Source organism: Candidatus Manganitrophaceae bacterium, assembly GCA_016200325.1.
In the GTDB taxonomy this organism is placed as follows: domain Bacteria; phylum Nitrospirota; class Nitrospiria; order SBBL01; family Manganitrophaceae; genus Manganitrophus.
This window is the reverse complement of record JACQEZ010000005.1, coordinates 1-22,311: the sequence shown is the minus strand read 5'-3', so window position 1 is coordinate 22,311 and position 22,311 is coordinate 1. Positions and strand designations below refer to the sequence as shown.

21 protein-coding genes are annotated in these 22,311 nt (G+C 47.4%); all 21 read left to right on the top strand.

Annotation, left to right across the window (positions count from 1 at the left end; genetic code table 11):
- The first annotated feature begins 1 nt into the window (after nucleotide 1).
- Nucleotides 2-1,531, top strand: coding sequence for a cobalamin B12-binding domain-containing protein (locus HY282_03445; GenBank protein ID MBI3802796.1), 1,530 nt, complete (start codon nucleotides 2-4; stop codon nucleotides 1,529-1,531).
- 117 nt (nucleotides 1,532-1,648) lie between these two features.
- Nucleotides 1,649-2,647: a kinase gene (locus HY282_03440; protein MBI3802795.1), complete on the top strand. Its 999-nt coding sequence runs from the start codon at nucleotides 1,649-1,651 to the stop codon at nucleotides 2,645-2,647.
- Nucleotides 2,648-2,655: 8 nt separating this feature from the next.
- Nucleotides 2,656-3,639, top strand: coding sequence for a GDP-L-fucose synthase (locus HY282_03435; GenBank protein MBI3802794.1), 984 nt, complete (start codon nucleotides 2,656-2,658; stop codon nucleotides 3,637-3,639).
- A 1-nt stretch (nucleotide 3,640) separates the two neighbouring features.
- Nucleotides 3,641-4,666: a thiamine pyrophosphate-dependent dehydrogenase E1 component subunit alpha gene (locus HY282_03430; GenBank protein ID MBI3802793.1), complete on the top strand. Its 1,026-nt coding sequence runs from the start codon at nucleotides 3,641-3,643 to the stop codon at nucleotides 4,664-4,666.
- Nucleotides 4,667-4,678: 12 nt separating this feature from the next.
- Nucleotides 4,679-5,716 carry an alpha-ketoacid dehydrogenase subunit beta gene (locus tag HY282_03425; GenBank protein MBI3802792.1) on the top strand — a complete coding sequence of 346 codons (1,038 nt, stop codon included), beginning with the start codon at nucleotides 4,679-4,681 and terminating at the stop codon, nucleotides 5,714-5,716.
- Nucleotides 5,717-5,759: 43 nt separating this feature from the next.
- Nucleotides 5,760-6,926, top strand: a complete 1,167-nt coding sequence (locus HY282_03420; GenBank protein ID MBI3802791.1) for a DegT/DnrJ/EryC1/StrS family aminotransferase — start codon at nucleotides 5,760-5,762, stop codon at nucleotides 6,924-6,926.
- A gap of 7 nt (nucleotides 6,927-6,933) precedes the next feature.
- A complete protein-coding gene (locus HY282_03415; GenBank protein ID MBI3802790.1) occupies nucleotides 6,934-7,638 on the top strand; it encodes a nucleotidyltransferase family protein in 705 nt (234 codons plus the stop codon).
- Between the two features lie 6 nt (nucleotides 7,639-7,644).
- Nucleotides 7,645-8,235 (top strand): SIS domain-containing protein, encoded by a 591-nt coding sequence (locus HY282_03410; GenBank protein ID MBI3802789.1) that lies wholly within the window; start codon nucleotides 7,645-7,647, stop codon nucleotides 8,233-8,235.
- Between the two features lie 31 nt (nucleotides 8,236-8,266).
- Nucleotides 8,267-9,205, top strand: a complete 939-nt coding sequence (locus HY282_03405; GenBank protein MBI3802788.1) for an NAD-dependent epimerase/dehydratase — start codon at nucleotides 8,267-8,269, stop codon at nucleotides 9,203-9,205.
- Between the two features lie 2 nt (nucleotides 9,206-9,207).
- The gene (lhgO, locus tag HY282_03400) at nucleotides 9,208-10,455 is read left to right on the top strand and encodes an L-2-hydroxyglutarate oxidase (GenBank protein MBI3802787.1); all 1,248 of its coding nucleotides are present in this window, start codon (nucleotides 9,208-9,210) and stop codon (nucleotides 10,453-10,455) included.
- A complete protein-coding gene (locus HY282_03395) occupies nucleotides 10,452-11,021 on the top strand; it encodes an NUDIX hydrolase (GenBank protein MBI3802786.1) in 570 nt (189 codons plus the stop codon). Before lhgO ends, HY282_03395 begins: the two co-directional genes overlap by 4 nt.
- A gap of 21 nt (nucleotides 11,022-11,042) precedes the next feature.
- Nucleotides 11,043-11,837: a TVP38/TMEM64 family protein gene (locus tag HY282_03390; GenBank protein MBI3802785.1), complete on the top strand. Its 795-nt coding sequence runs from the start codon at nucleotides 11,043-11,045 to the stop codon at nucleotides 11,835-11,837.
- A gap of 22 nt (nucleotides 11,838-11,859) precedes the next feature.
- Entirely contained in the window at nucleotides 11,860-12,564 is a 705-nt protein-coding gene (locus tag HY282_03385; GenBank protein ID MBI3802784.1) for a glycosyltransferase family 2 protein, read from the top strand.
- 706 nt (nucleotides 12,565-13,270) lie between these two features.
- Complete coding sequence (locus tag HY282_03380; GenBank protein ID MBI3802783.1) at nucleotides 13,271-15,178, top strand: hypothetical protein; 1,908 nt, start codon at nucleotides 13,271-13,273, stop codon at nucleotides 15,176-15,178.
- A gap of 103 nt (nucleotides 15,179-15,281) precedes the next feature.
- Nucleotides 15,282-16,232, top strand: a complete 951-nt coding sequence (locus HY282_03375; GenBank protein MBI3802782.1) for a glycosyltransferase family 2 protein — start codon at nucleotides 15,282-15,284, stop codon at nucleotides 16,230-16,232.
- Nucleotides 16,233-16,748: 516 nt separating this feature from the next.
- Nucleotides 16,749-17,381 (top strand): glycosyltransferase family 4 protein, encoded by a 633-nt coding sequence (locus HY282_03370; GenBank protein MBI3802781.1) that lies wholly within the window; start codon nucleotides 16,749-16,751, stop codon nucleotides 17,379-17,381.
- Nucleotides 17,382-17,437: 56 nt separating this feature from the next.
- Entirely contained in the window at nucleotides 17,438-18,712 is a 1,275-nt protein-coding gene (locus HY282_03365) for a flippase (GenBank protein ID MBI3802780.1), read from the top strand.
- Nucleotides 18,705-19,418, top strand: coding sequence for a class I SAM-dependent methyltransferase (locus HY282_03360; GenBank protein MBI3802779.1), 714 nt, complete (start codon nucleotides 18,705-18,707; stop codon nucleotides 19,416-19,418). Before HY282_03365 ends, HY282_03360 begins: the two co-directional genes overlap by 8 nt.
- Entirely contained in the window at nucleotides 19,415-20,527 is a 1,113-nt protein-coding gene (locus tag HY282_03355; GenBank protein MBI3802778.1) for a glycosyltransferase, read from the top strand. The genes HY282_03360 and HY282_03355 overlap by 4 nt, the downstream gene beginning before the upstream one ends.
- Before the next feature lie 122 nt (nucleotides 20,528-20,649).
- Nucleotides 20,650-22,071 carry a sugar transferase gene (locus HY282_03350; protein ID MBI3802777.1) on the top strand — a complete coding sequence of 474 codons (1,422 nt, stop codon included), beginning with the start codon at nucleotides 20,650-20,652 and terminating at the stop codon, nucleotides 22,069-22,071.
- Nucleotides 22,072-22,164: 93 nt separating this feature from the next.
- A partial coding sequence (locus HY282_03345) for an NAD-dependent epimerase/dehydratase family protein (GenBank protein MBI3802776.1) occupies nucleotides 22,165-22,311 on the top strand: 147 nt, incomplete at its 3' end.

The window sequence follows — 22,311 nt, the reverse complement described above, 5'->3', positions numbered from 1 at the left end:
AATGGCAAGCTCAGAGAGATCCGGTGATCAGCGACTTGATCTGGTATTGGTTAATCCAGGCGCGCAGAAGCAGGTATACCAAGGTCTCAGCAGCACACTGACCGCAATCGAGCCACCTGTATGGGTTGGTTTAATCGCGACTTTTGCTCGGAATCATGGCGAAATGGTAAGAATTATCGATGCTGAGGCGGAGGGGTGGTCTCCAGAGAGGGTGGGGGAAGAGATAGGAAAGCTTAATCCCCGGTTAGCGGCGGTCATTGTTTTTGGATCCCAACCTTCAGCGTCCACTCAAAAGATGACCGCCGCAGGGGATACCTGTGGAGCAATTCGACGTCTTGCTCCTGATGTTAAATCGATCCTCGGCGGGGTTCATGTTTCAGCGTTGCCTAAAAAGACTCTTGAAGAGGAACCTGTTGATTTTGTCTGCGAGGGAGAAGGCCCCTTTACGATTCTTGGATTGCTTCGTGTATTAAAAAGTGAAAATCGAGAAGCTTTGGAATCTGTCCCTGGGCTTTGGTATCGGAAATCGGGGGAGATTATTTCAAATCTTCCTGCTCCTATTAGTGATGATTTGGATCGTGATCTTCCGGGGGTGGCTTGGGATCTGTTGCCGATGGAGAAATACCGTGCACATAATTGGCACTGCTTCGGCCGTTTAAATGATCGGCAGCCGTATGCGGTGCTTTATACGAGTTTAGGATGTCCCTTTAAATGTAGCTTCTGTTGCATTAACGCTCCCTTTGGAAAACCGAGCATCCGATATAGAAGTCCTCAAAGTGTGATTCAGGAAATTGATTTCCTTGTTCAGAATTATAAGGTTAAATCGATTAAGATCCTCGATGAGATGTTCGTTCTCAATAAAAAACATGTGCTTGATATTTGTGATCTTTTAATTGAACGCAACTATAATCTTAACTTTTGGGCCTATGCCAGAGTAGATACGGTACAGGAAGAGATGCTTGAGAAAATGAAAAAAGCTGGCATCAACTGGCTGGCGCTCGGGATTGAGTCCGGAAGTAAACATGTCCGTGATGGGGTCCTCAAGAAGTTTGGTCAGGAAGATATTCAGGAAACGGTCCGGGCGATTCAGCGCGCCGGAATTAACGTGATTGGAAATTACATTTTCGGCCTACCCGACGATGATCTTCAGAGCATGCAGGACACGCTCGACCTAGCCTTGGAATTGAATTGTGAATTCGCAAACTTTTATAGCGCAATGGCCTATCCTGGTTCTAAGTTATATAACTTGGCGGTTGAGAAGGGGTGGCCTTTGCCCGAAAAGTGGCATGGTTTCTCGCAGCATGGAATTGATACTTTACCACTTCCGACGGAACATTTGACGGCAGGACAAGTATTGAAGTTCCGAGATGAAGCGTTTCAGATTTATTTCAATAATCCGAGATATTTATCCTATGTTAAAGAAAGATTCGGTTTAGAAACGGTCGACCATATCCGGGAGATGGCGAGCCATAAAGTTGAACGTCGTTGGTATAGGCAGATCCCAACGAAACAAGCGCTTCCCGTAATTTAATCCTGAAATATGTTAAATCGATATGCTCCTGTAGCCTGTCTCGGCTGTAATTCCACTCGAGAAAGAACTTGATTTTAAACGGATCTGGGCGTCCAAACTTCAATATGAGGATCGGTCATGATCGTTAGTCGAACGCCTTTTAGGGTCTCATTTTTTGGAGGTGGGACCGATTATCCTGCCTGGTATCAAGAAAATGGAGGTTCGGTGCTTGCCACGACAATTGACAAGTATTGTTATCTCAGTTGTCGTTATCTTCCGCCCTTTTTCGACCATAAATATAGAATCGTCTATTCAAAAATTGAGACGGTTAAAGACATCGCAGACATCAACCATCCTGCGGTGAAGGCTGTTCTGCAAGAGATGGGCTGCAATAAGGGTCTTGAGGTCCATCATGATGGGGATCTTCCAGCCCGTTCCGGACTTGGATCGAGCTCGTCTTTTACAGTCGGGCTAATCAATGCAATTATGGCAATGAACGGCCAGCATATCTCTAAAGAGGATGTTGCGAAACAGGCGATCCACATTGAGCAAAACGTGATTAAGGAGAATGTCGGTTCTCAGGATCAGATATCGGCGGCCTTTGGCGGGTTTAATAAGATAGAGTTCAAAACGAATGATTCTTTTGAGGTCTTTCCGATTATTATGGATAAACCGAGACAAGAAGATTTTGAGAATCATCTAATGCTTTTCTTCACCGGCTTCTCAAGGATTGCTTCTGATATCGCCAAGTCAAAAATCGAAAACTTTAAAAATCGTGTGGTAGAGCTCTGCAGGATGCGGGAGATGGTAAACGAAGCCATTGCAATCCTTCAGTCCAAGAACGAGCCGATAGAGAATTTTGGAAAACTTTTACACGAGTGTTGGGAATATAAAAAGAGCCTCTCCGATAGAGTATCGACCCCTCAAATAGACTTAATTTATGAGGCGGCAAAGCGTGCGGGGGCTACCGGCGGGAAGATCTTGGGGGCGGGCGGGGGAGGGTTTTTGCTCTTGTTTGTTACCCCAGCGGTTCGCCAGCAGGTGATGGAGAAGCTGAAGTATTTGATCCATGTTCCTTTTCGTTTTGAAAATTCAGGCAGCAAAATTGTGCTTTATCAGCCGAACGGATTAGGTTAAATGCGAGGATGATTCGAGGCGGTCTGCAAAGTATAGGTCGAACTCTCCAAATCTGGGAAGCCAAACGAATATACATCGCAGGTCATCAGGGCCTCATTGGTTCAGCTTTGGTTCGTAGGCTGGAAGCGAAGGGTCAACCGATTCTTACTCGAACCCGAGATGAGTTGGACCTTTGTAACCGTACCCAGGTGGATGCTTTCTTTAACAAAGAGAAACCTGATACCGTTTTTCTTGCTGCCGGTCGGGTCGGTGGCATCATTGAGAATAGAGAATACCCGGCGGACTTTATTACTGAGAACTTAGAGCTTCAGCTGAATGTTTTGCGTGCCTCGCATCAGGCTGGAGTGAAGCGATTGATCTTTTTCGGATCCTCCTGCATGTATCCGCGCGAGTGTCCGCAGCCGATGAAGGAGTCCCAACTTTTAAGCGGCAGACCTGAACCGACCAGCCTTGCTTATGCCATCTCCAAGTTGGCAGGACTGGAGATGTGTCTCTCATATAACCGTCAGTATGGAGAACAGCGGTTCCTTCCAGTTATTCCGAACAGCGCGTATGGTCCCCACGATAATTTTAGTCCAGCTTCTTCTCATGTTCTCTCTGCGTTGATTCGAAAAATGCATGAAGCAAAGGTAAAGGAAGAAAAGTCAGTCGTATTATGGGGAACCGGAGATCCTAGACGAGAATTCATCCATGCGGATGACATTGCAGCTGCGTGTCTTCTCCTCCTGGAGCAGGATGTCTCCAAAGTCGAATTCCCTTTGAATATTGGGGTCGGTTCTGATCAGTCGATCCGAGAGCTTGCCGAGATCATCCGCCGGGTCGTGGGATATGAGGGAAAAATCGAATGGGATACGTCAAAACCTGACGGTGCCCCTAGAAAACTCTTAGACAGTACCCGGTTCATTGCGCTGGGATGGCGCTCCAGGATTACATTAGAAGAAGGTCTTCGAAACACCTATGAATGGTTTATCAAACAAGAAGGTAGCGTTTAAAATGATCCGATACCCTTATACCGGAAGTGGCTTTCAAAGGCAAAAAGAAAAAGGGATTGATTATGACCAAACCTTTTTGGTTTCACTTTATCGGTCAATGCTCCGTATCCGCCTCGTCGAACTCGAGATCGAGCGCCGCTATCATGAAGATGAAATGAAAACGCCAATCCATTTGGTCATTGGACAGGAGGCGGCTTGCGTCGGGAGCACATCCGCCCTTAAGCGAGAGGACCTTGTTTATTCAAGCCATCGAACGCATGGAATCTATCTCGCCAAGGGGGGAGATCTGAAAAGGATGATGTCGGAGATGTATTGCCGCGCAAATGGTTGTGCTGGCTCTCGCGGAGGTTCGATGCATTTAATCGACAAGAGCGTCGGAATGGCGGGAACCTCTGCGATCGTCGGCGGAGCGGTCCCAATTGCCACCGGTGCGGCGCTGGCTGCTCAATTGAAGAAGCAAAATTATGTTTCGATGGTTCTCCTCGGGGATGCAACTACAGAGGAAGGGGTCACCTCTGAGAGCTTGAACTTCGCGGTGCTCAAGAAATTACCTGTTATCTTTTTTTGCGAAAATAACTTCTATTCCGTTTGTTCCTCTCTGGAGACACGTCAGCCGCATGTGGAGATCTACAAGAGGTCTGCCGGCTTCGGTCTTCCGAGCGTCTGCGTCGACGGTAATAATGTCCTAGACGTTTATGAAGCAACTCGTGAAGCCGCGGAGCGAGCCAGGCGGGGAGAGGGGCCGACTTTCATCGAGGCCCGTACCTATCGCTGGAGAGGCCATGGCGGGGCCGGTGACGACAGCGCAACCGGTTACCGAGATTCGGAAGAGGTCAAAGTCTGGCAGAAGTACTGTCCGATTCAGATCTATTACGAGTTTCTTTCCGATCGGGGTGATATAAACGGTATGCAGCGAGAACAAATGGAGAGTGAGATTAACCAAGAAATCCAGGAGGCATTTGCCCACGCCATTGCGAGTCCGATGCCAAAGGAAAAAGATCTTTATACTCACGTTTATAGTGATTAAGAGGTGATTTGAATGCCTTGGGATGAAGGACTAGTCAATTCTCTGGTATATGATGTGCCAGATCCTTCCGAAGGACGGATCTTGGGTTATGCTCAGGCTCTAAACGAGGCGCTCTCTCTCGCGCTAGATAAAGATCGCTCCGTATTCGTGCTCGGGCAGGGTGTAGATGATCCGGGAGGAATGTTTGGTACGACAAAAGGCCTGCCGGAAAAATTCGGTCACGATCGGGTCTTTGATACGCCCCTCTCTGAAGAAGGAATGATGGGCGTTTGTGTCGGCGCCGCGATGAATGGTATGCGCCCCGTTTACATGCATAATCGTCCAGATTTTCTTTTGTTGGCTTTCAATCAGTTGGTGACGCATGCGGCGAAGTTCACTTACATGGATAATGGGCAGACGAGAGTCCCCATGGTTGTCTGGTCTGCGATCGGGCGGGGTTGGGGTTCCGGTGCGCAACACTCCCAAGCGATCCAGGGGCTTTTGCTGGGAGTTCCAGGCTTGAAGATCGTGATGCCGAGTACGCCCCATGATGCAAAGGGCCTGATGCTCGCCGCCATTTATGATAATAACCCTGTCCTTATTTTTGAGCACCGTTGGTTAATGAAGCAGCAGGGGGTTGTGCCGGAAGGAATTTATACCGTCCCGATTGGAAAAGGGATCTATCGCCGACAGGGAAAAGATCTCACCATCGTTGGCGCTTCTCATGTATTAGATCTAGCGATGAAAGCGCTCGACAAATTAAAAGATTCGGATATTACCGCCGATGTGATCGATCTGCGGACGCTTAAGCCGTTGGATGAGACGATCATCCTCGAATCGCTCAGAAAGACCGGAAGAATTTTAGTGGTGGATACCGGTTGGACCATGGGGGGACTCTGTGCTGAAATCGGATGTCTTGCGGCCGAAAAAGGATTCGATGATTTGAGATCGCCCGTTCGACGCATCGGGATGCCTGATATTCCAACCCCAGCTGGCTTTACTCTGGAACAGTATATCTATCCCAGTGTTGACAAGATCGAAAATACGATTAAGGAGATGTGTAAGAAATAGCATGGAAAAGATAAAGAAAAAGTCGGGAAAAGAAGAGCAAAAAATCGAGTATGATCTGACCGCCTCCTCTTGGGGAAAAGAAGAGATTGAGGCGATGCACCGGGTGATTGATAGCGGCATGTTCACCATGGGAGAGAACGTAAAAAAGTTTGAGGCCGCCTTTGCAAAAAAATTTGGAAGTCGTCACGCATTGATGGTGAGTTCCGGTTCTACTGCCAATCTGGTTGGTATTGCCGCTCTCTTCTATAAGAAAGACCGTCCTCTCAAACGGGGAGACGAGGTGATCGTTCCCTCCATCTCTTGGTCAACGACGTATTATCCCCTTCAGCAATATGGACTAAAGCTTAAGTTTCTCGATATCGAGTTGGACACGTTAAATATGGACACCTCCCAACTGGAGCGGGCGCTGACCCCAAAGACCCGGATGGTGGTCGCTGTCAGCATTCTGGGAAATCCGTGTGCGCTCGACAGGCTTCGAAAATTTTGTGACGAGCATGGGCTCTATTTATTTGAAGACAATTGCGAATCAATGGGGGCCGAGCTTGGAGGCCGTCTCTGTGGCACCTTCGGAGATATCGGTACCTTCAGTACGTTTTATTCCCATCATATCTCGACCATGGAAGGGGGAGTGCTCGTTACGGAAGATGAGGAGACGTATCATATCGCCAAATCGCTTCGTGCCCATGGATGGATTCGAGATCTGCCACTAGATACAAAAATCTTTGAAAGACGTTCTGATGATTTTTATGAAGCGTATCGTTTTATTCTGCCCGGTTACAATGCCCGCCCGCTCGAGTTGAGCGGCGCAATTGGCTTGGAACAGTTGAAAAAGCTCGATAAGATGGTTGAAATCAGACGTAAAAATGCGGAGCTGTTTACTTGCCTCTTTAAGGGCGACGAGCGCTTTATTATCCAGAGAGAAAATGGAAAGAGCTCTTGGTTTTCGTTTACCGTGATTCTCAACCCCGATCTTAAGATCGATCGAAAAAAAGTGATGCAGGGGCTCAAGGAGGCGAAAATCAACTTTCGCATTATCACTGGGGGCAATTTTCTTCGTCACGATGTCATCAAGTATTTTGATTATGAGTGTGTCGGAGAAATAAAAAATGCCAATATTGCTCACGATCAAGGCTTTTTCGTCGGTAATTTCCCAACGGATATTTCGGAAAAGATAAAGTACTTTCACAGCGTAATTACCAAGCTGGCTTAGGAACGAGATGGAGGCAATTATTCTCGCAGGGGGACGGGGTACGCGACTCCAGTCGGTTGTCCCCGATCTCCCCAAGCCGATGGCTCCCATCAACGGACGTCCCTTTCTGACCTACCAACTGGATTATTGGATTAAGCAAGGGGTCCTCCGGTTTATCCTTTCGGTCGGATACAAGCGAGATGCGATTCAGGATTACTTTAAAGATAGATATAAAGGGATCGAGATCGTTTATGCGGTAGAGGAACAACCGCTTGGTACCGGCGGCGGATTGTTGCTTGCACTCGAGAGAATCAAGAACCCGAGCCCCTTTCTTGTGCTAAACGGGGATACCTTTTTTGAAGTCGATCTGGAAAAGCTTAAATCGTTTCACCTCGAAAAGAAGGCTGATTTAACGATGGCCCTTTTGGAGGTTGCTGAAAACAGCCGCTACGGCGGCGTGCAGCTCGGAGAAGGAGAGAGAATTGTCGCCTACCGCGGAATCTCCAATCCTAGCAATCGTCTGATCAATGGGGGAGTTTATCTTTTTGAAAAGGGCGCACTCTCCGATGAATGGATTCCTGGAAGCGCGCTATCCCTGGAGGATCAACTTTTCCCAGTGCTGCTTCAGTCGGGAAGCAGAGTTTATGGGTTTAAATCGGCAGGCCGATTTATCGATATTGGGATTCCGGACGATTATTATGCATCCGCTTTAATGCTGGGTGAGATAGACTGAGGAAAGATGAAACATACAGATCGATTGAGAGAAAGTTTGGAAAAGTCGATTTTGGCTAAAAAAGAATTTCTGGCCAACTATGAGCAGGTTGATATCTTCGGCAGGGCGATAGAAGCCGTTGTGGAGGGTTACCGACAAGGAGGTCGGCTCTATATCGCAGGAAATGGGGGGTCTGCGGCGGATGCGCAGCACTTGGCGGCGGAGTTTGTCAGCAAGCTTGCCAAGCCCCGAGCTCCGTTACCTGCCGAGGCTTTGACTGTGGATAGCTCTATTTTAACTGCAATTGGAAATGACTATGGCTATGACGAGGTCTTTGCCCGGCAGATCGCAGGGAAGATGCGAGTGAACGATCTGTTTTTAGGAATTACGACGTCTGGCCGGTCTCCGAATATCCTCAGAGCACTGGAGCAATGTCGTTCGATGAAAATGACCACTATTGTTTTCTGTGGTAGGGACGGTGGAGATGCGAAAAAGCTTTCCGATTTCTGCATTATTGCCAGCGGAGAGGAGACCAGTACCATCCAAGAATTGCATATTGTTCTGGCACACACACTTTGTGCTGCTGTTGAAGCGGAGATGTTTCCAGACGTAGTTTAGCGGCTGTCTAACTTATTCGGAAAGGAAGATGATGAGTTTTAATATTCTCGTTACGGGTGGAGCAGGTTATTTGGGGTCTATTATGGTTCCGGAGTTGCTCAACGCGGGACATAAGGTCACGGTGTTAGACAGCTTTATGTTCGGACAGAATAGCCTTGCCCACGTCTGTCACAATCCCAATTTCAGTGTTGTTCGGGGAGACGTCCGTATCGAAAAGACGGTCGCACCGCTTTTGAAGAAGGCCGATATCATCATCCCGCTGGCCGCTCTTGTCGGTGCGCCCTTGTGTAATCAGGATCCAATTGCCGCTTCCACGACAAACCGTGAAGCAATTTTGACGATGCTGAAAGCATTATCTAAAGAGCAGCGGGTCCTAATGCCAACGACCAATAGCGCATACGGAAGCGGTGATAAAAACAACTATTGTAATGAAGATTCTCCCTTGCGTCCTATCTCACTTTATGCCAAAGACAAAGTGGAGGTTGAAAAGGCCCTTCTTGAGCATGAAAACGCCATCAGCTTTAGGCTTGCGACTGTTTTCGGTATGTCTCCGAGGATGCGGATTGATCTTTTGGTCAATGATTTTACATACAGAGCTGTATATGATCGTTTTGTGATCTTATTCGAGCCTCATTTTAAGCGCAATTATATCCATATTCGTGATGTGGCTCGTGCCTTTCTTGATGGCATCGAACATTTTGATAGGATGAAGGGGGAGGCTTATAATGTGGGGCTCTCCGAGGCCAATCTCTCTAAGCTGGAACTCTGTCAGGCTATTCAGAAACAGCTCTCAGATTTTGTCTTTTTAGAGGCTCCGGTAGGAGAGGATCCGGACAAGCGCAACTATATCGTTTCCAATGAAAAAATTGAGCGGACCGGCTTCAAGCCGATGTATCCCTTGGATTTCGGCATTCAGGAACTGATAAAAGGATATACCATGATCAAGAACTCCAAATATGGAAATGTCTGACGTTGGACGGCTCACTTGATAAGCCGGCCGAGAATTATGACTTCATCATTGTGGGAGCTGGAATTCTCGGCCTCACCACCGCCCATGAGTTAAAGAAGCGCTATCCCGAGGCCCGCGTTGCCCTTTTAGAAAAAGAACCGCATGTTGGGATGCATGCCAGTGGCCGCAATAGTGGGGTGTTGCACTCCGGTATCTACTATGGCAGTGAGACATTAAAGGCGAAGGTCTGCTCGATCGGTGCTGCTCGGATGTGCCGATTTGCCGAAGAATATGGGATCTCGTATCACTGTTCTGGAAAAGTCATTATCGCGACCGGTGAGCTAGATCTTCCCGTAGTCGATCGTTTGCTTAAGAATGCCCGAGAAAATAAGATTCGAGCCGAGCTTCTCGGAGAGGAGGAAATTAAGAAGATAGAGCCTCACGCAGGTCCATATAAGGTAGGGATTTATAGTCCGGACACGGCTGTTATTGACAGTCTGGCCGTGGTCAGAAAGCTGGCTTCCCTCCTTTCTGATAGAGGAAGCCAGATCCTTTTCAATGAAGAGGTTCATCGCATTCAGTCAAAGGAGCGGATTGTACATACCAATCGTCGCCGGTATGGTTATGGGCACCTGTTTAACTGTGCTGGAGCGAATGCAGATTTAATTGCCAAGAAGATGGGGCTGGGGAGTGGGTATGCGCTTCTTCCTTTCAAAGGACTTTATTACAAATTGCGGCCAGAACGAAACGGCCTGGTAAAGGGAAGCATTTATCCCGTTCCAGACATTAGGCTTCCTTTTCTGGGGGTTCATCTAACGCGGGTCGTTAGTGGAGATGTTTATGTCGGTCCCACGGCGATTCCAGCACTTGGCCGAGAGAATTACGGAATTTTCGGTGGAATCAAAATGGCGGAGGGGTTGAGAATTGGACGCCATGTGGCCGGCATGTACTTGAGGAACCATCAGAACTTTCGTCTGCTTGTACACACAGAAATGCGGAAATATCGTAAACGCTCTTTTTTGGAAGCAGCCCGCAAACTCGTGCCGGAATTGACCTCCGAAGATCTAGTGCCCTCCAACAAAGTTGGTATCCGTCCGCAGTTGGTCAATATTGAAATGAAAAAGCTCGAGATGGATTATATCATTGAAGAGACGCCAACTTCTACGCACGTCCTCAATGCAATTTCTCCCGCATTTACCAGCTCTTTTGCTTTTGCCGAGCTACTGGTTGATCGATATGAAAAGTCCTTTAAACAGACGGTGTCTCAATGAGTAAAGGACGAGGGACGAAATTCATTCTCCGCGATCGAAGATTGGTTTGCGAAAACAGTAAGTTTAATGTTTTTTTTGACTTCATTGAAGGAGCAAATGGAGAGGTTGTCCGGGATTATCTTGTTATTGCTCCTAAAAGCAGGGCTGAGAATCTCATCACCGGGGTTGCCATCCTCCCGATCTTGAAGAAGCAAATCGGACTTATTAGAGTATACCGGCACGGAATTCAAGATTACTCCTGGGAGATCCCTCGGGGATTTATCGACGAAGGAGAAGACCCTGCCATCTCCGCGATCAGAGAATTGGAAGAAGAAACGGGTTTGGGTTGCAAACCGGAGAGGATGAAGTCATTGGGATACTTAACACCTGAAGCAGGAATCCTCCAGGCACGGATTCATATCTTCGGAGCTTTAGAATGTTTTAATATAAGGCCTTTTAGTGGGGAAGAATTTGGCCACAAAGAGCTTCGATTTTTTCCAACGTCAGATATTGCTCGGATGGCTGCGGATTTCGTGATTCAAGATCCTTGCACTTTGGTAGCGCTTTATCGAAGAAATTGCATTTGAACGTAAATGTGCACGATATGGTTGAATAACTTGAATATAAGTGACGATCCATCGACGCAGAAACGGAATGAGACTTTCTTAGAGCAACCTGAAGATGCTCAAGAGCCCGCTTTGACCTGTCCGTCTAAAGAGAATCACTTCCTTGATAGAAAACGCTTAATAATGATCGTGTTCTTTCTGGTTTCCGTTTTTTGGTTTTTTTATTTGAGACGTCAGGGATATATTCGGGCGGAGTACCTCCTGGTCTATTTAGAGTCTCATCCGACTTTGGCACCGGTTCTGTTTATTTTACTTTATGGTATCCTGCCTGTTTTTTTTCTTCCGACCCTACCGTTAAACCTCGGGGCTGGTTTCCTTTGGGGGCCCTGGCTTGGAAGTTTTTTGGCAATTTTAGGGGCAGCTATGGGAGCGTCCCTCGCCTTTCTCAGTTCGCGGTACTTGGTCGGAGGCTATTTCAAAGAACAGTTTAAACAACCGATTTGGAACCGATTAAAAGAAGGAATTGATAAACAGGGATGGAAAGCGGTTGCGTTCACCCGGATTGCACCTATCTTCCCGTTCGGTCCTTTGAACTATTTTTGGGGAATTACTCCGATTCCGTTTAGACGATATGTTTGGGTATCGGCGGTGTTTATGACCCCTCCAATTATTTTATTTTCCTTTTTAGGGTACTCGGTTGGAGACCTTGTTCTGAAGGAAGAATCTTATGACTTCACAAAGCATGTTTTTCTCCTTTCCGGCGCTGCGGGTTTGCTGGTTTTTGTAAGAGTAATGATAAAACGGTTTTTTAAAAAAAAGGAATCTGAACTTTCCTAAAGGACAGAGAAAGGCGATTTGGATGAAAGTTACACTGGTAGTGACCACTTTAAACGAGGTCAATGGCATGAAAGCGATCATGCCAAGAGTGAAAAAGGAGTGGTGTGATCAAATCATCATTATGGATGGCGGGTCGACGGACGGCACAATCGAATACGCTAAAGAAGAGGGATATTCCGTTTATGTGCAAAAGAAGAAAGGTTTCAGGCACGGCTACAACGAGATCCTTCCCTTCGTTCAGGGAGATGTGATCATTACTTTCAGCCCGGACGGAAATTCGATTCCAGAGCTGATTCCGGATTTGATAAAGAAAATGTCGGGAGGCTATGACATGGTGATTGCCTCGCGCTACTTGGACGGTGCGAAAAGCCACGATGACGACTTTGTAACGGCCTTTGGCAACTGGCTTTTTACGAAAACCGTTAATATCCTTCACGGGGGCCACTATACGGATGTAATGGTGATCTTTCGGGCGTATAGAACTCAATTGGTTTATGATTTGGAATTAAATAAAGATGAAGGGTACTCTACTCCTGAGAAGCTTTTTAATACCCGGATCAGTTGGGAACCACTGCTTTCTGTCCGGGCAGCTAAGAGAAAGCTTAAGGTAACGGAAATCCCTGGTGATGAGCCTCCAAGAATCGGAGGGGAGCGGAAACTTCAGGTATTTAAGTGGGGCGCAGCATACTATTTTCAGTTTATTCGAGAGAGGTTTTTCTGGAGGTAAAGAAGGAGATCTGAATCGAGAGCGACCGCCATCTTTATGGTCTTTTCCTCAGGGTCTGGCTGGCAATTTTCTTACTCAGTACATGTCCCTTACGACGTTATTACAATTCGTACTCAATAGTCTCCAGAGTTTTAAGGATTTTTAATTTTCAATTTTATATTTTCTATTATGTCTATATGAGATCTATTCCGCTCTATTTATTCCATTAGATACTAATTTTTGGCTATGATGATTCTATTTCAAGTGACTTGAGCTTATATGATTGTTCCTCATTTTTCCTCTTTTTAATCAAGTTTGATGGGTATCAGTGCTCTTGTCCTGTTTTGGGTCTGTTCTCTCCTTGTTTCTAATCATGACCGAATGCCATATTATATGTTTCCGGTTTGACCCACAGAATTTCAGGTTTGTAAAAGATATGCAATTCCTTAATATTTATTAATATTTAGTATAGTACCAGAGTAGGGCCGGCGCGGGTTCGTTAATGTTCGTTCTAAATATCTCTATAAGTAATCTTTACTTGATTAATGGTGGGCGTCCTATGGGGAGGACAATGAGTCGAATAATAGTCTCCGATTGTATTAGGCCCATTTGAACAGTTTAAACTTTGGTTTGAGGAAAAGCCTTCAAAACCCAATTGGAGAAGCAAAGGTTTTTCGTCAAAATAAATATTATAGATAAATGATCACGTTGCTGAAAGGTAGTAAAGATGGAAACTCTTCGTTCGAGGCTACCAATAGTTTTTGGCTTTTGGCTTCTTATTAGCTTAATTGTTTTGCTGCGGCTTTTTTTAGTTTCCGATTTGGCGATACAGATGATTTATTCTCCTCATGACGATGGGCTCTACGTTTCCCGTGCTTTTCATCTCCTTCAGGGTGAAGCATTTGGTCCTTATGATGCTAGGCTCTTGGTAAAAATCCCCGGTTTATCTCTTTGGATTGCGGGGAGCAGGTTACTTGGAATTCCATACCTTTTATCTATTAACCTTTTATATATTTCAGCGGGCATTTTTTTTATCACCGCGTTGGAACGTTGTGGCTTCCATCGAATTATTTTGCTATTTATTTTCATTATTTATCTCTTTAATCCGGTTACCTTTGATCACCAATGGTTTCGAGTCATGCGGGAGCCTTTATCGATTGGGCTCTTAGTCGTGATTCTAAGCTCAATGATTTTTTTTCTTAATGGTATTCGGTCCAAACAGATTTTATTTTGGCCTATTACTATACTTGCTGTCAGTTTTTCATTTGGGTTGTTAGTACGTGAAGAAGATAAACTACTTTATGCGCTTCTGTTATTCTTTTATATTTTGGTATTGGGGTATGCATGGGCCTGTGGTGGATTTCGTTCAACAATAATTCGATTGGCCATTCTCGCAGTTATTTTGATGCCGTTGATTTTTGCTTTTACGGGAAAAGCAATGGTTCGTTCCTTCATTTCAAAGCATTATGGCCTCCCCATTATACATGAAATGGATGAAGGAGAGTTCCCCAAATTCATCGCGGCGATACGGAGTATCGAGGTGAGTAAAGAGAGTCGCCATGTTATGGTAACTCAGGAATCTTTAAAAAAAATTCAAGAGACAGTTCCTCGTTTGATCCCAATGATAGAGCGTCTGCCTCCTCCAGGGCCCGGCTCATATTCATGTGCTCGTTTTAATATTTGTGATGAGTGGACGAACGGATGGATGTTATTTTGGATTAAGGATGCTGCCTTTAGTGCGGGTTTAACACCAGATCTTGTGAGCGCGCAGAAATTCTTTCATGACGCCCGGCTGGAAATACAAAAGGCGTGTCAGAATGGACAATTGAGATGTAGATATAATGGAGAGGGTTTAATACCTCCTTTTCAAGTGCAATGGGTGATGCCATTTATTAAAGAGGGAACTGAAATTGTAAAGATGATGATTCGTCCGCCCATTGGAGTTGCGGGCGAATTACCAGAAACCTTTCCAGTCGACGACAATTATGGCCGCATGTATCAATTTGCTACAATGACACATTACTTCGATAGCGTATCGCAGGTAACATCTACACTTAGAGAAGGGTGGAAAAACTATCCTCAGGACTTATATCTTAGTTTAGAATATTGGCTTCGATATCCCGATGTCGCTTCGGCAAAGGACTTTGGCCCTCACGGCGGCGGCGATGAATGGGGTGCCGTTCTTCACTACCGGGAGCATGGTCAACATGAGGGGCGGATTTGGGAAGAAAATAGATTGAGTGAAAAAAAATCTATAGAGAGGATGTCATTATTTGGAATCCCCACTGTAAAATGGAGAAAACGGATTGCTCATTTTTTTATTCGATTTGGACTAATCTTAGAAATTTTGGGAGTCATCGCATCAATCGGTCGTTTACTCCTCTGGCGCATTGCCGTACCTGGGCCATTTCACTGGATAGCAATTATCTTTTTTGCTTTTACTCTTGTTCGGCTTTTGGCATTATCCTATGTAAGTACTTACTTCGGCCAACTTGACCCCAGGCTTTTCTTTTCCACTTATGTAATAGGGTTATCATTTATTTCAGTTATAATTTTTGATTTTGTTACATTATTTTTATCATGGTGGAGGATTCGCCAATCAGAGGCTTTTGATGCCATACCCAGGTCGCCATAAGGCGGATGCTAACATCAATTTAAATAACAAATAGTTCATAGCCTATTATAATTACAGGCTATAAAGCAGAAGAGCAGGTTTATACTAGTGAATTCGGCCATCAATGACAGGTAATACGGATTTAAAGTGTGCACTAGAAATGAATAACTTAAAAATCAGTATCGTCATTGTAAACTGGAATGGAATCACTGATACTTTAGCCTGCATCAATTCATTATTGAGGGTGTCACATCAGAATTGTGAGATTATCGTTGTAGATAATGGATCTCGCGATCAATCGGTCGAAAAGCTACGGAATACGTCTAACATTACATTGCTTGAACTTCCTTCCAATCTCGGTTTTCCTGCTGGGAGTAACGTTGGAATCTCCCACGCTTTAGAAAAGGGAGCAGATTATATTTTCTTATTGAACAATGACACTATTGTTCACCCGGCGGTATTATCCGATCTGATGAATGTGATGGAAAATGACTTTAGTCTCGGCATGGCTGGACCGAAAATATATTATCTCAATGAACCAGAAAGGATATGGTTTGCGGGAGCGTCGATCGATTTTGAAACAGGGGAGTCACCCCATTGGGGAAAGGGGGACTTAGATGTCGGTCAGTATGATAAGACGGTTGAAGTCGATCGGCTGAGCGGGTGTGCAATGATGGTTAAGGCCGATGTTATTAAAAAAGTAGGCTTGTTGGATCCGAATTATTTTCTATATTATGAAGATGTCGATTGGTGTGTTCGGGCTGGAAAGGCAGGATATAAAATTGTTTGCGTCCAAACGGCAAAAATATGGCATAAAGAGTCGGCATCTACTAAAGCAAATTTAGGATCTTCACTCCATACCTATTACCATCTTAGAAATAAGCTTTTGTTTCTTAGGAAGCACAGTAAGACTTCCTTCCAAGCACAATATCGGTGTGGCAAAGTAATTGTGAAAGGGGCTATGCGTTTTCTTTTAGGCCGGCATCAGGGCGGAAGGAGTCTCGATAAACTACGGGGGTTAGCTGATTTTATTTTAAGCCGTTTTGGCAAAAAGCGGGTATATCATAAGCTATAAGGAACTGTTGTGCGTATAATTGCAAATGGTATCCCCCTTCTTAGTCCCAGGAGCGGGGTTGGAAACTATGTTTATCAACTATTCAAATCCATGCAGTATTCAAAGGGAGTGTGGGATATTACTTTTTATTATGGAGTTCAATGGGGAAAGCGTTTAAAAGATCGTCCAGTTGAACCTTATGTTAGCGCAAGGAAGTTTGTTCAACGTCTGGGAAAAGCATACCCCATCTATCGGGCTACACTTGACTTTCTCTTCGTCTTCGGTCAGTTGAGGAGAAAATTTGAGCTCTATCATGAAACGAATTATATCCCAATGCATTTCAACGGGCCGATAGTTTTGACTGTATTTGATCTCTCCTTCCATCTCTTTCCAGCGACTCATCCTGCCAAACGAATTCGTTACATGGAGCGCTACTTCTATCCAAGACTCAACCGTGCTTCGCACTATATAACAATCTCAGAAGCCACAAAACAGGAGATGGTAAAATATCTTAATCTTCCACCTAAGAAGATCACTGTGACTCCATTAGGAATGGAGGCCCACTTTAAACCAGTCCCTGTCGCTTTTCTAAATCCAGTTCTCTCAAAGTACGGCCTAAAGCCAGGCTCTTACATTTTATATATCGGAACCCTGGAACCAAGAAAAAATATCATCAATCTCCTCCGGGCCTATGCGACCCTGCCAACGCGTCTGAGGGAGCAGTATCCCCTCGTTCTGGGGGGTGGAATGGGATGGCTAATGGAAACGTTAGATATGCAAATTCAAAAGCTCGGCATCCAATCGAGCACCATCAAGACCGGCTACCTTCCGGGAGGCGATCTTCCCGCCCTCTACAGTGGCGCGGCGGTTTTTGTCTTTCCGTCGCTTTATGAAGGCTTCGGCCTTCCTCCCTTGGAAGCGATGGCGTGTGGAACGCCGGTGATCACGTCGAATGTCTCCTCTCTCCCGGAAGTTGTTGGAGAGGCGGGGGTGCAGGTCCATCCTGAGGATGTCGGACGGCTGGCGGCGGAGATCGAGGACCTCATCACCGATCCAGCGCGGCGTGCTCTGCTGAGCCAAAAGGGGCTGGAGCGGGCGAAGCAGTTCAGCTGGGAGCGATGCGCCGCCTTGACGTTGGACGTCTACGATCGCGTGGTCCAAGGAAAATAAAAAGTTTATCGATCAATACTCAAAGATTAAGAGATTTATACGGATGTGCCCCCTCCATGATAAATACCTTCCGAGCCGTCCTCAGAAAATCCGGAGCTCTTTCCGCCATCGTCGAGAACACGATGGTGATGGTCTTCCTCAAGGGACTGACGGGGATCGCCCGCGTCTTTCTTTTTCTTCTGATCGCCAGACAGTTTGGCCCGGCGGAGTTCGGCGTCTTTTCGCTCGTCTATGCTTTCGTGGAAATATTCAGGTCTCTCTCCGATCTCGGCGTTGATACGGTTCTCATCAGAAGGCTCTCCCGACAGCAGGGCGCCGTTGAAGCGCTGATCGGAAATGCGTTTGCCTTGAAATGCCTTTTCGCGACCGGCGGCTACCTCATTGCGCTGATTTCTTTCTCCTTCCTTTATCCCGATATCGGCGGCCGTCCTTTCCTGCTGATTTTGGCGACGACCATTTATACCACGCTCTTAATTAATCTATTCAATACCTATTTCCAGGCAAAACTGCGATTGATTGAGGCCGCGCTGGGCCACATCATCAGCGCCCTCTCTTATATCTTGTTGACGCTGATCATCCTTCGAGGCGGGGGCTCGCTCCTGCTGATCTGTTTCATCGTTCCGGTGACGGAGCTGGCCAACTTAATTATTCTCTTTAAAATTTATGGCCGTTATGGAAGGGTCCGCCCGCAGTTTCAATCGGCCGTCGCGCGCGAATTAATTGGAGAGAGCCTCCCGGTCGGTCTGTCGGTCATGATGATCGTGATCTATATGAGAATGGATCAGCTTCTTCTCGGATGGTTTCAAGGGACCACCGCCGTGGGGGAGTATGCGGCGGCCTTTCGGATCACAGAACCGTTTATGTTGATTTTCACATCGCTCTCCCTCTCCCTTTATGCTTCTCTTTCGTCTCCCTCCGGCGACTTTTTCCAGAAAGGAAGTCGGAGGATCGTCTCAAAGGTCTTGATGGTCACCTTCCTGTCGACCCTCTCCGTCGCCTCTCTTCTCTCGTTCTATGCCCGTCCGCTCATCGGCTGGGTGGTGACCCCTTCCGACAGAGTTACCTTGGTGTTGATGATATTGAGCGGCTCGATCGTCTTTAAATCGATCAATGCCATGTTGACCGCCATAATCAACTCGCTCGGAAAGTACCGCGTTGTGACTGCGGTGGCCGCCGGCAATCTCTTGATCAATTCAATCCTCGGTTTTGTTCTCATCCCCCGCTATAGTATGATAGGGGCGGCGATCGCGGTGGTGGTCACGGAGGCGATCAACACCGCAATTCAGTCGATTTATGTCTTTAAAATAGCGGGGAGGAGACCGGTTGGCTAAAGAAGATCAGAATCGGCCCGCCGGGCAGATCGAAGATCTCGATATCGATCTTCTGTATGCCTGGGGAGATGCGTCGCAGATTCGGAAGAACCAGGCGCGCTATCTCCCTTACTTTCAACAGGCGCCCGGCGTCATCCTCGATCTCGGTTGCGGGCGGGGAATCATGCTCGATCTGTTTAAGCAGGCCGGATTAAACGGCTATGGTCTCGACCTTTCGGAGAAGGCGGTTCAACTCTGCAAGAACAAAGGGCTCGATGCGGTTCAGGGGGACGCGCTCGGCCATCTTCGTTCTCTCCGGGATGAATCCATCGGAGGGATTTTTTGCTCGCATGTCATTGAGCATCTGCAGCCGAATGAGGCGATGGAGATGATCCGCCAATTCCAACGGGTGATGAAGAAGGGGGGCCGCCTGATTTTAATCACCCCCAACGCCAGTGATCTGAGAACCTCGGAGCGGTTCTGGCTCGACCCGACCCATGTCCGGCCCTATCCCGAGAAATTGTTGGTGCTTCTGCTCCAGCGGGCCGGCTTTAAGGTGATCAAGACGACCCGGGACAAGGAGCCGAACAAACACTTCCTGGTAGCGCTTGCAAAGACCTTTTTAAATCTCTGGTTCATGGGTTTTATGTTTAAAGGAGATCTGGTCGTCATCGCGGAGCGCGATGCGTCGTCTGTTGGGGAGCGCGGGACGATGTCCTCTCCATGAAGCTCGCCATCGTCCATGATTATCTCAATCAATACGGCGGCGCGGAGCGGGTGGTCGAAACGCTCCATGCGCTTTTTCCCGACGCGCCGATATTCACCTCTATTTTTATACCGGAAAAGCTCCCCTCGGTTTTCTCAACGATGGATATTCGACCTTCCTTCATGCAACGCCTCCCTCTTCTAGACCGACATTTTAAAAAATATTTGCTCCTCTATCCCTCGGCGATGGAACGGTTTGATCTGCGAGGCTATGATGTTATCCTCAGCAGCAGCAGCGCCTTTGCGAAGGGGATTCGGGTCCCAAAAGGGGTGCGCCATGTCTGTTACTGTTACACGCCGATGCGGTTTGTCTGGGAAGCGGAATCGTATCTCGCCAAAGAGGGGCTCAACCCCCTTTACAAAATCATCTTGCCGGGGGCGCTCTCTTATCTGAAGCGGTGGGACCTCGCCACCGCAGCGCGGGTCGACCGCTTCATCGGCATTTCGAAGCATATCTGCGATCGGATCGAACGGGTTTATCGGCGCCGGGCCGATTTAATTTATCCTCCGGTCGATCTCGCCCGGTTTTCCATTTCAGACCGATTGGAAAATTATTTTCTGATTGTCTCCCGTCTAAATCCATATAAGAGGATCGATCTGGTCGTGGAGGCATTCAACCGGCTCGGCCTGCCGCTCTTAATTATTGGTTCCGGTCCCCATGAAGCGGTTCTGAGGAAGCAGGCGAAAAAGAATATTACCTTCCTCGGACGGGTCTCGGAGGAAGCGTTGGCGACCTATCTGAGTGGGTGCCGGGCGTTTCTCTTTCCGGGGGAGGAAGATTTCGGGATCGCGCCGGTCGAGGCGATGGCCTCGGGCCGGCCGGTGATTGCATATGGTCGGGGGGGGGCGCTCGAAACAGTTTTGGAGGGGGTCACCGGCCTGTTTTTCCAGAAACAGAGCCCGGAGGATCTGATCGATGCGGTTCGGCGCTTTGAGTCAATGGAATTCGATCCGCAAAAGATTCGAGCCCATGCGGGGCAATTTGGTCAAGAAATCTTTAAAGCAAAAATGCGGAGCTATTTAAGCGAAAATATCGACTTGGGTGACCCTGATCATAACGCGAGAGGATGAAACCGTCCTGCTCCTTCCCATTCTCATTGCCCATTCTCTTGCCGATGCTCTTTGCCGCTTTTTCGAGAAATGAGAAATCCAATAGAGCTATTTAACAAATTCTGCTATATTATTGGAACCCTATGTTAAAGCAAAAGGCAAAACTGGTCTCGGTCGGGGTCTACCTGACTGATATTACGATCTTGATCGGCGCGTTTTATCTCTCGTTCCGCATCCGGGACCTGTATTTATCCCAAAGTTATGGACGCCTGATCCCCTTTGAAAACTATCTTTGGCTGATCTATGTCATCGTTCCCCTCTGGTCCGCCCTCTTGTACTACTTCGATTTTTATGAATCGCAGCGGACCAAGACCTTTTGGAGGGAAGCCTGGAAGCTCGCCAAAATTTCTATTTCAGGGATGCTCCTCCTCATGGCGATTGTTTTCGCCGCCAAGGCCGACTTCATCAGCCGTCTCTTTATTACTTTTTTCGGCGGGGCAAGCTTCCTCTGTCTTTTTTTAGAACGGTTGGCCCTTCGCACGTTTATCCGCAGCGCAAGAAAGAGAGGATATAACTACCGGAACATCCTCATTGTCGGGACGGGCCGGCGGGCCAGAGAGGTGGCCGAGATCATTGGGAAGAACCGGCACTGGGGGGTCCGGTTAATCGGCTTTGTTTCGGACAGCCCCGAAATTAAATTAGAAAAGGTCGGAAAGTCTCCGGTGCTCGGCTCCGTTTCGGACCTTCCCCAAATGCTTCAGAGCCATGTCGTGGATGAGTTGATTTTTGCCGTTTCACGAAAAAGGCTGGAGGAGCTCGAAGAGCTTTTTCTTCTCTGTGAAGAACAGGGGATCCGGACCCGCGTTGCGGTTAATTTTTTCCCGCATATGATCGCAAAGGTTCATCTGGATGACCTCCATGGGGTGCCGCTGCTGACCTTCACCACCACGCCGCATGATGAAGTCCTCCTGCTGGCCAAACGTCTTTTCGATCTGGCGATCTCTTTTTTCTTATTGATTCTCCTCTCTCCCTTTCTTTTTATGATCGCCGTCGGTATTAAGGCGACTTCTGAGGGGCCGATCTTCTTTCGGCAGACCCGGGTCGGACTCAACGGAAGACAATTTATCCTTTATAAGTTCCGATCGATGCTCGAGAATGCCGAGGCGCTCAAGCCCCATTTCGCGCATCTGAATGAAATGGATGGGCCGGTTTTCAAGATCCGGGACGATCCCCGAACCACCTGGATCGGCCGGCTCCTTCGTAGAACCAGCCTGGATGAGATTCCTCAGCTCTACAATGTCCTTCGCGGCGACATGAGCGTCGTCGGACCGCGGCCGCCGCTGCCAGAGGAGGTGGCTCGGTATGAACGGTGGCAGCGCCGCCGGCTTTCGATGAAGCCGGGGCTGACCTGTCTCTGGCAGATCAATGGCCGGAGCAAGATCACCGACTTCAAAAAGTGGATGGAGCTAGACCTCCACTATATCGACAACTGGTCGCTCAAGCTCGACTTTAAAATATTCATTAAGACAATTTTGGTAGTTCTGGCCGGTCGGGGCGCCTCTTAGCGGTCCGGCTCCTATTTGCCGATTGGCTGGTTTTCGGCTTGACCTTTTTCAGACGTGTCTGGTATTTTGGAGACCTCACGTCAGGAGTTTTGTATGCGTATTTTGGTAACCGGGGGAGCGGGGTTTTTAGGCTCGCATTTGTGTGAAGCGCTGCTGGGGCAGGGGCATGAAGTGCTCTCGCTGGACAACTACTTCACCGGCAGCAAAGAGAACATCGCCCCTTTCCTGCAGCATCCACGC